This is a genomic window from Mycobacterium numidiamassiliense (assembly GCF_900157365.1).
Taxonomy (GTDB): Bacteria; Actinomycetota; Actinomycetes; order Mycobacteriales; family Mycobacteriaceae; genus Mycobacterium; species Mycobacterium numidiamassiliense.
This window is the reverse complement of the sequence record NZ_FUEZ01000004.1, coordinates 4,085,836-4,101,178: the sequence shown is the minus strand read 5'-3', so window position 1 is coordinate 4,101,178 and position 15,343 is coordinate 4,085,836. Positions and strand designations below refer to the sequence as shown.

11 protein-coding genes are annotated in these 15,343 nt (G+C 67.5%); 5 read left to right on the top strand and 6 right to left on the bottom strand.

All coding sequences use genetic code 11. From position 1 onward, the window contains the following. The first annotated feature begins 65 nt into the window (after positions 1 to 65). The gene (locus tag MNAB215_RS27450) at positions 66 to 2,438 is read left to right on the top strand and encodes a RelA/SpoT family protein (RefSeq protein ID WP_077082387.1); all 2,373 of its coding nucleotides are present in this window, start codon (positions 66 to 68) and stop codon (positions 2,436 to 2,438) included. Between the two features lie 21 nt (positions 2,439 to 2,459). Here MNAB215_RS27450 and MNAB215_RS27445 read toward each other — a convergent pair whose 3' ends face one another. The 3 genes from MNAB215_RS27445 to MNAB215_RS27435 form a co-directional block, all read right to left on the bottom strand. Continuing rightward, positions 2,460 to 4,271 (bottom strand): protein kinase domain-containing protein, encoded by a 1,812-nt coding sequence (locus MNAB215_RS27445; protein WP_077081572.1) that lies wholly within the window; start codon positions 4,269 to 4,271, stop codon positions 2,460 to 2,462. 58 nt (positions 4,272 to 4,329) lie between these two features. After that, positions 4,330 to 6,036 (bottom strand): protein kinase domain-containing protein, encoded by a 1,707-nt coding sequence (locus MNAB215_RS27440; protein WP_083746373.1) that lies wholly within the window; start codon positions 6,034 to 6,036, stop codon positions 4,330 to 4,332. 127 nt (positions 6,037 to 6,163) lie between these two features. Continuing rightward, positions 6,164 to 7,066, bottom strand: coding sequence for a peptidylprolyl isomerase (locus tag MNAB215_RS27435; RefSeq protein WP_077081570.1), 903 nt, complete (start codon positions 7,064 to 7,066; stop codon positions 6,164 to 6,166). Between the two features lie 159 nt (positions 7,067 to 7,225). Here MNAB215_RS27435 and MNAB215_RS27430 point away from each other — a divergent pair, with 159 nt between their 5' ends. Next, positions 7,226 to 7,900, top strand: coding sequence for an MBL fold metallo-hydrolase (locus MNAB215_RS27430; RefSeq protein ID WP_077081569.1), 675 nt, complete (start codon positions 7,226 to 7,228; stop codon positions 7,898 to 7,900). Next, entirely contained in the window at positions 7,897 to 9,171 is a 1,275-nt protein-coding gene (hisS, locus tag MNAB215_RS27425; RefSeq protein ID WP_077081568.1) for a histidine--tRNA ligase, read from the top strand. The genes MNAB215_RS27430 and hisS overlap by 4 nt, the downstream gene beginning before the upstream one ends. 19 nt (positions 9,172 to 9,190) lie before the next feature. Here the strand turns inward: hisS and MNAB215_RS27420 are convergent, their stop codons facing one another. Both MNAB215_RS27420 and helR read right to left on the bottom strand, forming a co-directional pair. Next, entirely contained in the window at positions 9,191 to 9,622 is a 432-nt protein-coding gene (locus MNAB215_RS27420) for a hypothetical protein (protein ID WP_131829174.1), read from the bottom strand. Positions 9,623 to 9,823: 201 nt separating this feature from the next. Then, complete coding sequence (gene helR / locus MNAB215_RS27415; RefSeq protein WP_245830412.1) at positions 9,824 to 12,001, bottom strand: RNA polymerase recycling motor ATPase HelR; 2,178 nt, start codon at positions 11,999 to 12,001, stop codon at positions 9,824 to 9,826. Between the two features lie 153 nt (positions 12,002 to 12,154). Between helR and MNAB215_RS27410 the strand changes: the two genes are divergently transcribed. Next, positions 12,155 to 13,180 (top strand): Rv2578c family radical SAM protein, encoded by a 1,026-nt coding sequence (locus MNAB215_RS27410; RefSeq protein WP_077081566.1) that lies wholly within the window; start codon positions 12,155 to 12,157, stop codon positions 13,178 to 13,180. A gap of 1 nt (position 13,181) precedes the next feature. Here MNAB215_RS27410 and MNAB215_RS27405 read toward each other — a convergent pair whose 3' ends face one another. Continuing rightward, on the bottom strand, positions 13,182 to 14,732 hold the full coding sequence (locus MNAB215_RS27405; protein WP_077082385.1) for a purple acid phosphatase family protein: 1,551 nt from the start codon (positions 14,730 to 14,732) through the stop codon (positions 13,182 to 13,184). Between the two features lie 118 nt (positions 14,733 to 14,850). On the opposite strand from MNAB215_RS27405, the gene MNAB215_RS27400 reads away from it, so the two are divergent. Then, on the top strand, positions 14,851 to 15,303 hold the full coding sequence (locus MNAB215_RS27400) for a hypothetical protein (protein WP_077081565.1): 453 nt from the start codon (positions 14,851 to 14,853) through the stop codon (positions 15,301 to 15,303). The last annotated feature ends 40 nt before the right edge of the window (positions 15,304 to 15,343 follow it).

Here is a 15,343-nt window from a genome sequence, read left to right as displayed (position 1 = left end):
GAACAAGGGGGCCGATGCGCACTTAGGGGATATTCTCGAGGTCGGAGGTGTCGGAGGTGACCAACGTGGCGGACGAGCAAAGCACGGCGCAAGCTGTTGTGCCGCCCACGGAGACCCCGCTGGGTTCCGGGCCGCTGCTCGAGAGCCCGGAGCCGCCGGTCGAGACCTTGAAGACGTCCAGCAGCGCGTCGCGCCGGGTCCGGGCGCGGCTGGCTCGCCGGATGACCGCCCAGCGCAGCGCGCTCAACCCCGTGCTCGAGCCGCTGGTGGCGGTGCACCGGGAGATCTATCCCAAGGCGAACCTGTCGATGCTCAACCGGGCCTTCGAGGTCGCCGACGAGCGGCACGCCAGCCAGTTGCGGCATTCCGGTGATCCCTACATCACCCACCCGCTGGCCGTGGCCAACATTCTGGCCGAGTTGGGCATGGACACCACCACTTTGGTGGCCGCGTTGCTGCACGACACCGTCGAGGACACCGGGTACACGCTCGAGGCGTTGAGCGAGGAATTCGGCGACGAGGTCGGCCATCTCGTCGACGGCGTCACCAAGCTGGATCGCGTGGTGCTGGGCAGCGCCGCCGAGGGCGAGACCATCCGCAAGATGATCACCGCGATGGCCCGCGACCCGCGGGTGCTGGTGATCAAGGTGGCCGACCGGCTGCACAACATGCGCACCATGCGTTTCCTGCCGCCCGAGAAGCAGGCCCGCAAGGCTCGCGAAACGCTGGAAGTCATTGCGCCACTTGCTCATCGGCTGGGTATGGCCAGCGTCAAGTGGGAACTGGAAGACCTATCGTTCGCGATCCTGCATCCCAAGAAGTACGAGGAGATCGTGCGGCTGGTCGCCGGCCGCGCGCCGTCCCGGGACACCTACCTGGCCAAGGTCCGTACCGAGATCACCAACAGCCTCAACGCGTCCAAGGTCAAGGCCACGGTCGAGGGTCGGCCCAAGCACTACTGGTCGATCTACCAGAAGATGATCGTCAAGGGACGCGACTTCGACGACATCCACGACCTGGTCGGCATCCGCATCCTGTGCGACGAGATCCGGGACTGCTATGCCGCCGTCGGCGTGGTGCACTCGCTGTGGCAGCCGATGGCCGGGCGGTTCAAGGACTACATCGCCCAGCCCCGATACGGTGTCTACCAGTCACTGCACACCACGGTCGTGGGTCCGGAGGGCAAGCCGCTGGAAGTGCAGATCCGCACCCGCGACATGCACCGCACGGCCGAATACGGCATCGCCGCGCACTGGCGCTATAAGGAAGCCAAGGGCCGCAACGGCGTTCCCCACCAGAACGCCGCCGCCGAGATCGACGACATGGCCTGGATGCGGCAGCTGCTCGACTGGCAACGGGAGGCCGCCGACCCCGGCGAGTTCCTGGAGTCGCTGCGTTACGACCTTGCGGTGCAAGAGCTTTTCGTGTTCACCCCCAAGGGCGACGTGATCACCTTGCCGACCGGGTCGACGCCGGTGGACTTCGCCTACGCGGTGCACACCGAGGTCGGCCACCGCTGCATTGGGGCCCGGGTCAACGGGCGCCTGGTGGCGCTGGAACGCAAACTCGAAAACGGGGAAGTCGTCGAGGTTTTCACCTCCAAAGCGCCCAACGCCGGGCCGTCGCGAGACTGGCAGCAGTTCGTGGTGTCACCGCGCGCCAAGGCCAAGATCCGGCAGTGGTTCGCCAAGGAGCGACGCGAGGAGGCGCTGGAGACCGGCAAGGAGGCGATGGCCCGCGAGGTTCGCCGCGGCGGACTTCCCTTGCAGCGCTTGGTGAATGGCGAATCGATGGCGGCCGTCGCCCGTGAACTGCACTACACCGACGTGTCGACTCTGTACACCGCGATCGGTGAGGGGCATGTCTCGGCGCGCCATGTCATGCAGCGGCTACTGGCCGAGCTCGGTGGTATCGACCAGGCCGAAGAGGACCTCGCCGAGCGCTCCACGCCGACGACCATGCTGCGGCGTCCGCGCAGCACCGACGACGTGGGGGTGTCCGTTCCCGGTGCTGCCGGCGTCCTGACCAAGCTGGCGAAATGCTGCACCCCGGTGCCCGGTGACCAGATCATGGGCTTCGTCACCCGTGGCGGCGGCGTCAGCGTGCACCGCACCGACTGCACCAACGCCGCGTCGCTGCAGCAGCAGGCCGAGCGCATCATCGAGGTACTCTGGGCGCCGTCCCCATCGTCGGTGTTCCTGGTCGCCATTCAGGTCGAGGCGCTCGACCGGCACCGGCTGCTCTCGGATGTGACGCGGGTACTGGCCGACGAAAAGGTGAACATCTTGTCGGCGTCGGTCACCACGTCGGGTGACCGGGTTGCCATCAGCCGCTTCACTTTTGAGATGGGCGACCCCAAGCATCTCGGGCATCTGCTGAACGTGGTGCGCAACGTTGAAGGCGTTTACGACGTCTACCGCGTCACGTCTGCCGCTTAGGACGGCGTGGCGCAGGCGGATCTAGTCGATCCGGACCGAGTTGATCGTGACCGGCTTGGCGGGCAAGCCCTCCTCGAAATTACCGACAATGCCCGCCTTGACGATCGCGTCGATCGTCGTTAGGCCCGCTTCGTCGATGGTGCCGAACACAGTGGAGTCCGGGTTGGACACGCTGTCCTTGTACATCATGTCGAACTGGCTCTGATTCGGGTTGGGTCCCCCGAAGGGGGCCATCGTCAGGGTGCCGCGCGGAAACAGCACCGGCTGCTTCAGCGCGGGATCACTAGGGCTGTACTGGTTGACGGGATATTCGTCAGCAAACTCATAGCCCGGCCCGCCGAGGCCCTCGTTCTCGGGGCCGCCGCACTGCAGCAGGCCGAAATCCGCCTGAATGATCAGCTTGCCGCATTGAGTGCCGTTGAAGAACTGTTGTCGCACAAGGCTGATGAAGCTGTTGACCGTGCACGGTGCCTTGGCGTTGTCCAGCTCGAGGCCGATATCGCCGACATTGGTCGAGATGATTGCCCTGATCACCGGCGGACTGGTGGAGATCTTGCCGGACGGCGGCGGGTTGGCGGGCTTGAGCGCGGCATCCTGGGTGGGTGGGTATTGGCAGTTGGCGCCCAAGTCCATCGGTGGGGCAAACGCCGGCAGACCCGGCAGGGGGCCGTTGCCCGGTCCCGCTCCCGGTCTGGGTGCCTTGGTGTGACTGGCGTGAGGCGGGCCCTGGGCCGACGGCGCGCCCTGCGCGCTGCCCGCCGGGGTATCGCTGTGGCTCACCAGGCTGATGACCAGCGCGATCACCGCGCCCAGCGCGAGGACCGACCCCCCGACGACGCCCACGATGAGCCGTCGATTTGACGACGGCTTGGCCGGCGCGTCCTGGGCGAGGCCGCCCGCCGGCGGGGCGGAATTGGCCGCGGCAGGCGACGGGGGTGAGGTTGCGGCCGCTGGCTGAGCCGACGTGGGTATCGATCCGGGAGGCGTCAGCGGGCCGGACGGGCCGGTGTAGTGCGCGCCGGACAGCGTTGCCCTGGCGGCTTCGGCGAGTTCGACGGCGGTTTGGTAGCGCTGGTCGGGGTCTTTGGCCATGCCCCGGGCGATGACCTCATCGAAGGCTGGCGGCACGTCGGGTGTGGCCAGCGACGGTCGCGGGGGTGGGGTGTTGAGGTGCCCGTCGAGCTGCTCGGCCATGCTGTCGCCGGGGAAGGGGCGCTGACCGGTGAGGGACTCGTAGAGCACGCACGCGAGTGAATACACGTCGGCGCGGTGATCGGTGGTGCCCTGGATGCGCTCGGGCGCCATGTAGGCGACCGTGCCCATGGTGTGGCCCGCGCGGGTGAGCGCGGTGTCGGCGGCGGTGCGCGCGATGCCGAAGTCGATCAGGTAGACGAAGTCTCGCGCGTTGGTGATCAGGATGTTGGACGGCTTCACGTCGCGGTGAATCAATCCTTCCTCGCGAGCGGCATCCAGTGCTTCGGCGACCTGTTCGATCACCGCGACGGCACGGTCGGCACTGAGCCGGCCGCCATGTTCGGCCATGTAGCCGGTGAGGTCGCGGCCCTCGACCAGGCGCATGTCGACATAGAGTTGGCCGTCGATCTCGCCGTAGCTGTGGATCGGGACCACGTGCGGGTCGTCAAGGTTTGCCGCGATGCGGGCCTCGCGTCGGAAGCGCGACTGAAACTCGTCGTCCTCGGCCATGTTCGCGGGCAGGACCTTGAGGGCCACCACTCGGTCGGTCGCGACGTCGTAGGCACGAAACACCTGCCCGACCGCGCTGAGGCCCAACGACTCCAGCAGTTCGTAATGCCCGAAAGAGTCCGTCGCCACGCAGAAACCATAAAGTGTCGACGGCCCGGGGCACTACACGCCCGCCCCGCGGCGCGGCTCAGCCGATCCGGACCGAATTGATGTTCACGGGCTGGGCGGGAAGCCCGCTATCCCGGTTACCGGCGACCCCGGCGGCGGCGATCTTGTCCAAGGTCGCCAGCCCGGCCTGGTCGATCGTGCCGAACGCCGTATACGTCGGTAACCATTCGACGTCCTTGAACACCATGGTGAAGTGGCTCCCGTTGGTGTTGGGGCCGTCATTCGGCATGCACAGGATGCCGCGCGGGTACAGCACGGTTGCCCGGAGCGCGGGGTCACCCGGTGGGTATTGGTTGGCGGGGTACTCGTCGGCGAACTCGTAGCCGGGGCCACTAGACCCGTCCGGGCCGGCGCCGCCGCACATGAGAGTTCCACCATCGGCCGCGTTAAGCAGCTTGGCGCACGTGGTGTCGTTGAAAAACTGTTGTCGCGCAAGGCTGATGAAGCTGTTGACCGTGCACGGGGCCTTGGCGTTGTCGAGCTGAAGCCCGATGTCGCCGTAGTTGGTGGAGATGGTGGCGTTGATGATCGGCGGAGTGGTGGACACCCGGCCGACCGGGGGCGGGTTGACCGGTTTGGCGGACTGATCAGGCGAGGCCGGGTATTGGCAGTTGGCGCCGAGGTCGGCCGGCGGCGCGAACGCGGGCAACGGCGGCACGGCCGGGGTGGTCGGGGCCACCGACCCGCCCGGTGCAGGTTTGGGAACCCTGGCGCGGCTTGGGGCGCCGGATGCCGACTGGGCGGTCGGGCTTTCGCTGTGGGTTGTCAGCGCAATCACCAAGGCCACGACCGCGATCAGGGCGAAGATCGACCCGCCGACGACACCGAGCACCAGGCGCCGATTCGACCGTGGTTTTGCCGGGGCCTGCGGCGCGGGGGCGGCCGGTGCGGCGGCGGCGAGTGAGGGCGCGGCCGTTGGCGCCGACGGGAATGGCGGCGGTGTGGTGGGCGGGGTCGACCGGTGGGGGCCGGGCAAAGCCGCCCTGGCGGCTTCGGCGAGTTCGATCGCGGTCTGGTAGCGCTGGTCGGGGTCTTTGGCCATGCCCCGGGCGATGACCTCGTCCAGGGCCGGTGGTAGCCCGGGTGCGGTGATCGAGGGCCGCGGTGGCGGGGTGTTGAGGTGCCCGTTGATCTGCACCTCGAAACTGTCACCAGGGTAGGGGCGCTGTCCGGTCAGGCACTCGTAGAGCACACACGCCAGCGAATACACGTCGGCGCGGTGATCCGTTGTGCCCCTGAACCGTTCGGGCGACATGTAGGCCACCGTGCCCATGGTGTGACCGGTGTGGGTCAGTGCCGTGTCGGCGGCGGCCCGAGCGATACCGAAGTCGATCAGATACACGAAGTCCCGCGCGTTGGTGATCAGGATGTTGGACGGCTTCACGTCGCGGTGGATCAGTCCCACCTCGCGGGCGCTATCCAGTGCAGCCGCAACCTGTTCGATCACCGCGACGGCGCGGTCGGCGCTGAGCCGTCCGCCGTTTTCGGCGATGTAGTGCTCGAGGTCGCGGCCCTCGATCAGCCGCATGTCGACATAGAGTTGCCCGTCGATCGCGCCGTAGCTGTGGATGGGCACCACGTGCGGGTCGTTGAGGCTTGCCGCGATGCGGGCCTCGCGTCGGAACCGTTGCTGAAACTCGTTGTCCTCGGCCATATGCGGGGGCAAAACCTTGAGCGCGACCACCCGGTCGGTGTCGACGTCGTAGGCGCGAAACACCTGCCCCATGCCGCCACGGCCCAGCAGCTCCCGCAGCTCGTAATGTCCGAAAGATTCCGTCCCCACGCAGAAACCATAAGGTGTCGCCGGCCGTGGGATGACGCGCCCGTCCTCCGGCGCGGTTCGCGTCGGGCGCCTAGTCGAGCAGGATGGACTTGATCAGGACCTCGCTGGCGGGTGGCCCGTCTTCGCCGCCGCCGGTGATGCCCGCCTTCGCGATCTTGTCCAGCACGGCCAGCCCGTCGGGTTGGATCGTGCCGAACACGGTGTACTGCGGCGGCAGCTCGGAGTCCTTGTAGACCATGAAGAACTGGCTGCCGTTGGTGCCCGGACCGGCATTGGCCATGGCCAACGTGCCGCGCGGATAAATGACCGGCTGCTGCAGCTTGGGGTCGTTCGGCGGGTACTGGTCGGTCGGGTATTCGTTGGCGAATTGGTAGCCGGGACCGCCGGTGCCGTCGCCCTTCGGGTCGCCGCATTGCAGGACGCCCAGCGATGCGGAGGTGGTCAGCCGGTGGCATTTGGTGTTGTCGAAGTACTTCTGGCCGATCAGGCTGGCGAAGCTGTTGACCGTGCACGGCGATTCGTTGTTCGCCAGCATCAGGCCCAGGTTCCCCTGGCTGGTCGCCATGCTGGCGCTCACCTGCGCCGGATCGGTCGGCACCTTGCCGGTGCGCGGCGGCTTGACCGGCTTGGCGGCCGGTTCCTGCGGTGTGGCCTGGTACTGGCAATTGGCACCCACGCTGGCCGACGGCTGGAACGGCGGCAACGGCGCCGCGTTCGGGACGGGTTCGGTCGACGACCCCGAACTGGTGGCCGAGCTCGGCGCCGATGTGCCGGTGGTCGCCGTGGTGGTGCCCTTGTGCTTGTTGTTGTTATTGATCACGGTGATCACCACCGCGGCGATGACGGCAAGCGCGGCGACCGCGCCACCGACGATGACCAGGATGCGGCGCATTCGCGCTTGCTTGGCGCGGCGCTCCAGCTGGCGTTCGAGTTTGCGCTTGGCTGTCTCTCGTCGCTGTTCGTTGGTCGGCACGGCCGGTATGCCTCCAGGTAGGTAAGTCGGGGCGCGCGTAGCTAGCCCAGGCTAATGTGGGCGCCGCGAGCCGTGTCAAGGGGGCCCATACTCGGTTCTTCGCTCGGCGCCGCGCGGGCCGCATCGTCGCCGCAGGCCCGGGATGGGAAACTGGGAGCCGTGTTGATCACCGGATTTCCCGCCGGGGTGCTGCAGTGCAACTGCTACGTCCTGGCCGAGCGTCCCGGAACCGATGCTGTCATCGTCGACCCGGGCCAGCGTGTAATGGGCCCGTTGCGGCGCATTCTCGACGAGAATCGGCTGACCCCCGCCGCGGTGCTGCTCACGCACGGACACATCGACCACATGTGGTCTGCCCAGAAGGTTTCGGACACCTACGGCTGCCCCACCTACATCCATCCCGAGGACCGGTTCATGCTCAAGGACCCGATCCACGGGGTGGGCCCGCGGCTGGCGCAGCTGATGACGGGCGCTTTCTTCCGGGAGCCGAAGGAGGTTGTCGAGCTGGACCGTGACGGCGACAAAATCGACCTGGGCGGTGTGACCGTCAACGTCGACCACACACCGGGCCACACCCGCGGGTCGGTGGTCTTCCGCGTCGCTCAGGCGTCCAAGACCGACGCCGACGTGGTGTTCACCGGTGACACGCTGTTCGAGCGCGCGGTGGGCCGCACCGACCTGTTCGGTGGCAGTGGGCGGGATTTGCTGACCTCGATCCTCGACAAGCTCCTGGTGCTCGACGACGACACCGTGGTGCTGCCCGGACACGGCAACGCCACCACCATCGGTGCCGAACGGCGTGGCAATCCGTTCCTCGAAGGCCTGAGCCGGTGAGCGACGAATTCAGCGCGCTCGCGGCGCCCAAGGGAGTACCGGACTACGTCCCGCCGGATTCGGCGCAGTTCGTCGCGGTGCGCGATGGCCTGCTCACCGCCGCCCGCCGGGCCGGATACGGCGACATCGAGCTGCCCATTTTCGAGGACACCGCGCTCTTCGCGCGCGGCGTCGGGGAATCCACCGATGTGGTGTCCAAGGAGATGTACACCTTCGCCGACCGCGGCGACCGCTCGGTGACGCTGCGGCCCGAGGGCACCGCCGGGGTGGTGCGTGCGGTCATCGAACACGGCCTGGATCGCGGCGCGCTGCCGGTGAAACTGTGTTACGCCGGCCCGTTTTTCCGCTACGAGCGTCCGCAGGCCGGCCGGTATCGCCAACTGCAACAGGTGGGTGTGGAGGCGATGGGGGTCGACGACCCCGCGCTGGACGCCGAGGTGATCGCGGTCGCCGACGCCGGATTCCGTTCGCTGGGCCTGAGCGAGTTCCGGCTGGAGATCACCTCACTGGGCGACGAGAGCTGCCGTCCGCAATACCGAGAACTGCTGCAGGAGTATCTGTTTACGCTGGACCTCGACGAGGAGACCCGTAAGCGTGCGCACATCAACCCGCTGCGGGTGCTCGACGACAAACGTCCCGAGGTACGGGCGATGACGGCCGACGCCCCGGTGCTGCTCGACCACTTGTCCGACGTCCCCAAGCAACACTTCGACACCGTGCTGGCCCACCTGGACGCGCTGGGCGTCCCCTACGTCATCAACCCGCGGATGGTGCGCGGGCTGGATTACTACACCAAGACCACCTTTGAGTTCGTGCACGACGGCCTGGGCGCCCAATCCGGCATTGGCGGTGGCGGTCGCTACGACGGTCTGATGCGCCGGCTGGGCGGACAAGACCTGTCCGGCATCGGTTTTGGGCTCGGGGTGGACCGGACCCTGCTGGCGTTGCGGGCCGAGGGCAAGAGCGTGGGGGAGACCAGCCGGTGCGATGTGTTCGGTGTCCCGTTGAGCGAGCAGGCGAAGCTGCGGCTGGCGGTGCTGGCCGGGCGACTGCGCGCGTCTGGTGTGCGCGTCGACCTGGCCTACGGTGACCGGGGGCTCAAGGGCGCGATGCGCGCCGCCGATCGCTCCGGCGCCCGTGTCGCACTGGTCGCGGGCGACCGCGACATCGAGGCCGGAACGGTCGGGGTGAAGAATCTCGCAACCGGCGAGCAAGTGTCGGTCGCAACGGATTCGGTTGTCACCGAGGTGATTTCACTGCTGGGCCGGTGACCCGGCCCAGCAGTACCCGCTAGGACGAAGCTGCTTTGATCGAGATCTGGTCGACCTGTACGTCGCCCGGCGGCCGGCCGCAGGCTCCGGTGATGTAGGTGTGCGTGGACGTGCCGGCAAGCGTATTCGGATCCCACACCGTGTGGGTGGTCGTGCCGTAGAGCGTGTAACCGCCGCCCACGCAGGCGACGTTGTTCATCGTGTCCATCACCCACTGACCGTCTTGCAAGGTGGCCTGACTGGCGCCCAACCCGGCTTTGATCCACAGGCATCCGTTACCGCAGGAGTTGACGGCCCAGCTGTTGTCAATGGATTTGCCGCTTGGCGTTGTCGAGGTCTCGGTGTAGTTGCCACTCATCGTCGGTGTGTCAGCCCATGCTGTGCTGGCTGAACCGACAGCTAAACAGCCGAAGATAGCGGTTGCGGTAAGGCCCCGCGCGATGATGCCCATCCCCTTTTTCCTTCCATGGAGCTAGTCAATACGTCAAGCACTGTTGAAATGGTGTATCACAGCGACCGGTTTGTCGCGGTGTGGCTAAGTTTGCTTACCTCGCCGTAACATGACGAAGTCTTCGCCAGGGGCAATACTTGCGAATCCTTGACGCTGGGACGGCGAGTCGTCTTGCGCGCCAGGAACTATGGCAGCGCTTCTTTACACCGAAGCGCCGGATGCGGCCAAACCGGCGAGTGCTCGCGGCAGCGGGTCGCGGTGCAGGACGCCGAGGCGCTGGGTCGCGCGGGTGAGCGCGACGTAGAGCTCCGCCGCACCGCGCGGGCCGGCGGCGAGGATCCGTTCCGGCTCGACTACCAGGACGGCGTCGAACTCCAGGCCCTTGGTCTCCGATGCCAACACCGCACCCGGCACACCGGGCGGCCCGATGACGACGCTGGTGCCAACGCGCGCCGCTTCATCGTTGACGAATTCGTCGATGGCAGAGGCTAATTCACCCTCGTCGACTTGCCGCGACCAGGGCTGGATTCCGCACGAGCGAACCGACTCCGGTGGCCGGACGTCGGGCGCGAACTCGGCGAGCAGCGCCGCGGCCACGGTCATGATCTCCGCCGGGGTGCGGTAGTTCACCGACAGTGATCGGTAAGCCCAGCGGCCGGGCACGTACGGCTCCAGCATCGCGGCCCACGATGTCGCCCCGGCCGCCGAGCGCCGTTGGGCGAGATCGCCGACGACGGTGAAGGATCGGCCCGGGCAACGCCGCATCAGCACCCGCCAGTCCATCTCGGAGAGCTCCTGGGCTTCGTCGACCACGATGTGCCGGTAGGTCCAGTCCCGATCCGCGGCAGCGCGTTCGGCGAGTTCCCGGGTGTCGCGTTCGAGGAATCGCTCCGCCAGGTCCTCGGCGTAGATCATGTGCTGGGCGCGTAACTGCTCCTCGTCGTCCATCGAGTCCTCGCTGCGCAGTTCGAGGAGGTCCAGCACGCCGGCGGCGTACTCGGCCTCGTGGTCCCGCTCGCGCGCGGCGGCGTTCTGGTGTGCGGGCTTTTCCGGGCCCAGCAGGTCCACCAGTTCGTCGAGCAGCGGCACGTCCGACAACGTCCAGGCCGCGCCGTCGGAGCGCCACAGCGCCGGGTCGGCACTCGCTGCGTGCAGCCGGTCCCGCGACGCGTACAGCGGCGCCAACAGCTTTTCCGGCGTGAGTATGGGCCAGAGTTCGTCGATCGCGGCGGTGAACTGGTCGTTGTCGGCGAGTTCGGAGAGCAGGTTGCCCCGCACCTGCTCCCATGCGTCGCGGTCGTCCCTGGTGAGCCACCCCCGGCCGATTCGGGCTATCGCCCGCTCGGTCAGCACGAACGTGATGATCTCGATGAATACCTTGCGGGCCGGGTTATGCGGCAGGCCGCTCGCGCGGGCTTCCTCGATGGCCCACTGCGCGGTGTCCGCGTCGATGCGCATCGTGACGTCCGCCAGCTCGATCGACAGCGGGTGTTCGGGCAGCCGCTGCCGATCGGCGATCGCCGCCGCGAGCACGTCGAGAATCTGCAGCGAGCCCTTCAGCCGCGCGCATTCCGGGGTGTCTTCGGCGGTGACGTGCAGTCCGGGCACGAGGTCGCCGGGCGTCAGGAACACCACGCTGGATTCACCGAGCGACGGCAGGACTCGGTCGACGTGGTTGAGGAACGCCGCATTGGGCCCCACCACCAGCACGCCGTGGCGTTCGATCCGCTCCCGCTGGGTGTAGAGCAGGTAGGCGACGCGATGCAGCGCCACGACCGTCTTCCCGGTTCCGGGGCCCCCTTCGATCACCAACACCCCCGGGTGATCGAGACGGATGATCTCGTCCTGCTCGGCCTGGATCGTCGCCACGATGTCGCGCATCCCGTCGGCCCGGGGTGCGTTGACGGCCGCGAGCAGGGCCCAGTCTTCCGAGCTTCCCGGCTCGACGCCGGAGAGCCCGAACATCTCGTCGGTGAACTCGACCACGCGGTGCCCGCGGGTGTGGAACTGGCGGCGCCTGCGCATGTTCTCCGGGCTGGCGGCGGTGGCGGTGTAGAACGCGCGCGCCGCCGGCGCCCGCCAGTCGAGCAACAGCGGTTCGTACTCGTTGTCCGCGTCGAACAGGCCGATGCGCCCCACGTAGGAACGCTCGCCGGAAACGGTGTCCAACCGCCCGAAACACAAGCCGTGGTCGGCCACGTCGAGCCGCTTCACCTCTCTGGCCAGCGCCCGGACCGCGGCATCCCGATCCGCGAGGGTCTCGCCATCGCCCCGCAGCGCCTCGCGGTAGTTGTCTTTGGCCCGCGCCCGCTCGGCGTCCAGCCGCGCGTAGAGCTCTGTCACGTAGCCCTGCTCGGACTGCAATTCGTCTTCGTACACGTGTCCCCTCGGCCAGTTGCGGTCTCACCCGGCGATCTGTGCCATACCCGGGTCCTGCCGCACGCCCAGGGGCGAGCGCGAGATCGGAATAGGAGAGACCGAGCAAGACTAGCTCAAGCTTGACACTTCATCGAACAAATGTTCGAATAGCGTATGCGGTGGGCCACCCAGGCTGTTGCGGTCAACGGTAAGCCCGTCGACGATGGCGCACTGCCCGGCCTGCAGCGGATCGGCTTGGTCCGGAGCGTGCGGGCACCGCAATTCGAGGGCGTCACCTTTCACGAGGTGCTCTGCAAGTCGGCGCTCAACAAAATCCCCGACGCGGCGGCCCTCCCGTTCCGCTACACGGTCAACGGCTACCGCGGCTGCTCGCACGCCTGCCGCTATTGCTTCGCGCGTCCCACCCACGAGTACCTGGACTTCAACTGTGGCAACGACTTTGACACCCAGGTGGTGGTCAAAACCAACGTCGCCGAGGTGTTGCGCCGCGAGTTGGCCCGGCCCTCGTGGCGGCGCGACGCCGTCGCCCTGGGCACCAACACCGACCCCTACCAGCGCGCCGAGGGTCGCTATGCCCTGATGCCGGGCATCATCGGCGCGCTGGCCGACTCCGGGACGCCGCTGTCCATCCTGACCAAGGGCACCCTGCTGCGCCGCGATCTGCCGCTGATATCCGCTGCGGCCGAACAGGTTCCGGTGTCGGTCTCGGTATCACTCGCGGTCGGTGACGCGGAGCTGCACCGCGACGTCGAGCCGGGCACGCCGACGCCGCAGGCGCGATTGGGTCTCATCGCCGCAATCCGCGACGCCGGCCTGGATTGTCATGTGATGGTCGCGCCGGTGCTGCCGCACCTCACCGACTCGGTCGAACACCTGGACGCGCTGCTGGGCGACGTCGCGGCCGCCGGGGCCACCGGCGTCACGGTGTTCGGTCTGCACCTGCGGGGTTCGACCCGCGGCTGGTTCATGTCGTGGCTGGCGCGTTCGCATCCCGACCTGGTTACCCGCTACCGCGAGCTCTACGGCCGCGGCGCGTACCTGCCACCCAGCTACCGCGGCATGCTGCGGGCGCGGGCCGCTCCGCTGATCGCGAAGCATCGGCTCGCCGGCGATCACCGCCCATTCGCTGCGGCGGCCACGGCCCCCGAACCGGAACCCGTTCAGGCGACGCTGTTTTGAGCTAGGACGCCTTGTCCCCCCGCGGCTTGGTGAGGGTGAACTGATCGACCGGGATGGTGGCGCCGAGTAGACCGCTCAATGCGTACTGCGTCGCCTCGATCGAGGTATGGCCTCCGGGCTGACCCGGATCGACGTCGAAAGCCACAAAGCCGTAGGGGTTTTCGAGGTCGCGAAACGCCGACCACGGTGCGTCTTCGAGGGCGTAGATGGGCGCCTTAAGGCCGATCGCCGGGTCGAAGGCGCCGACGCCGGTGATCACCCGGCACTGAGGCTGGGGATACAGTACGCCGTTCGACGGCGCGGAAGTGCCGCCCCCGCCGATGACGAGGTGCACCGTTCCCCGGGTGGCGTCGATAAGGTCGGTGCGGGTGTCGACGGGCATCGGTGTCCGGGTATCGGTGGGCAGTGTTCCGCGCAGCGGATGGGATCTTTCGTAGTGGTGTTCGTGGCCGCACAACACCAGATCGACCTGGTACTGGTCGAACAGCGGCAACCACTCCTCGCGGATGCCGAGATCGGCGCCGTTGGCCTGAGCCGCGGTGGAGACGGCGGTCTGGTGGGAGAAAACCACCACCCAGTCGATCGCGGGGTCATGCTGCGCGTCAGCGAGTTCGGCGGCAAGCCAGCGCTTTTGCTCTCCGCCCGAGTAGCGGTGAATGTAAAAGTTCCCGCCGTCCTGGAAGGCGACGTCGTCATTGTTGAGGCTGATCACCCGCACCGAGCCGGCGGTGAACGAGTACCACAGCCCCTGCAGTTCTTGGCTTGCTCCCGAATCGGGCAGTGAGAAGTAGGCCTGGTACGCACCGTAACCGACCGGCCCGTTGCCTATTTCGTTCTCGTGATTGCCCGCCGCCGGCATCCACGGCCGATACCGTGCCGAACGGGTGTTGTTCTCGAACCAATTCGACCAGGTGCGGATGCGGTCCTGGGCGAGGTTGGCATAGCACAGGTCGCCGTTCACCAGGTTGAACAGCGGGGCGAGGCGCTCGATCGCCAGCGTCGTAGCCGCGGCCGCCGGCGACCCGATGTAGCTGCCGTCGGGCAATCGTTCCAGCACTGGCGTGGATTGGTCGCCGAAACTGGTGAAACGCAATGCCTTTCGGCCCGACGGCGCGGTGCGCACCGTGCCCTGTTCCGGTTCGGCGCCGTCATGGACCGCGGCGTACACATAGTCGGTATCCGGGGTCAGCCTGGTCAGGCGAGCATGGTTGACGCGAACTTCCTTGTTGGACTTGCCGTCTCGATAGGTGCGGGTTTCGGCCGCCACGGTGCGCCCGAAACCCGATGTCGGCGTGCCCAGCATGACGCGCGGATTGCGCACGGCCTCGGTGGTGTGCCAGGACACCACCACCTCGGTGCCGGCGTTCCTGCCGAATTGCAGGTGCACGCCGCCCACCGGTGGCGCGCCGGTGCGATCCGGCTGGTACCACGCGGCCGGGCCGTGCGGGTGTGACCACACCGTCGCGGCGCCGCCGCCGAGAACCGCCGAGGTGGCGCCGGCCGTGCGCAGTCGGGGGGTCACGGGGGCGAGGTCAGGAGAGACCGGAGCCACGCCGCCGGCTTGTTCCGGATCATCGCCCACGCATGCTTCATACCTGAGCCGGGCGACCCCTGGCGTATCAGGCGGTGAACGCCGGATCGTCGGTAACGAATCCGGTAGCGTTTTCGATATGACGAACGTGCGAAAAGTGGCCAGCGGGTTCTTTGCGGCTGGATGCGCGGCAACGTTTGTGGCGGCCGCCCAAGCAACGATCGGGCCGGTCGCAGCGCATGCGGACCCGGCCGGCCACCAGGTCACCTACACCGTGAGCAGCCCCAACAATCTGACCGCCACCGTCTCGTATGTGAGTTCCGATCCGCCCAGCCAGGCGGCCTACAACGCGGACCCGTCGAAGTTCATGACCAGCCTGCAGGCCCCGCTCAGCGGCGGAACGCCGGTCGTCTACACCGTCACCTTGGCGAACCCGAACCAGTGGGCGAGCATCAACGCCAGCGGCATGCTGCACTGGCCGGATTCCGGGAATGGCCCGGCGTCGTTTCACTGCGAGATCGCGGTCGACGGCCAGGTGGTCGCACACCAGGACGCCAGCACCACTGTGACTTGCGCGGCCCGGCCGGGTTAGTCAGGGACGTAGTTCTGGTCGCATGCCACGATGGCGCCGG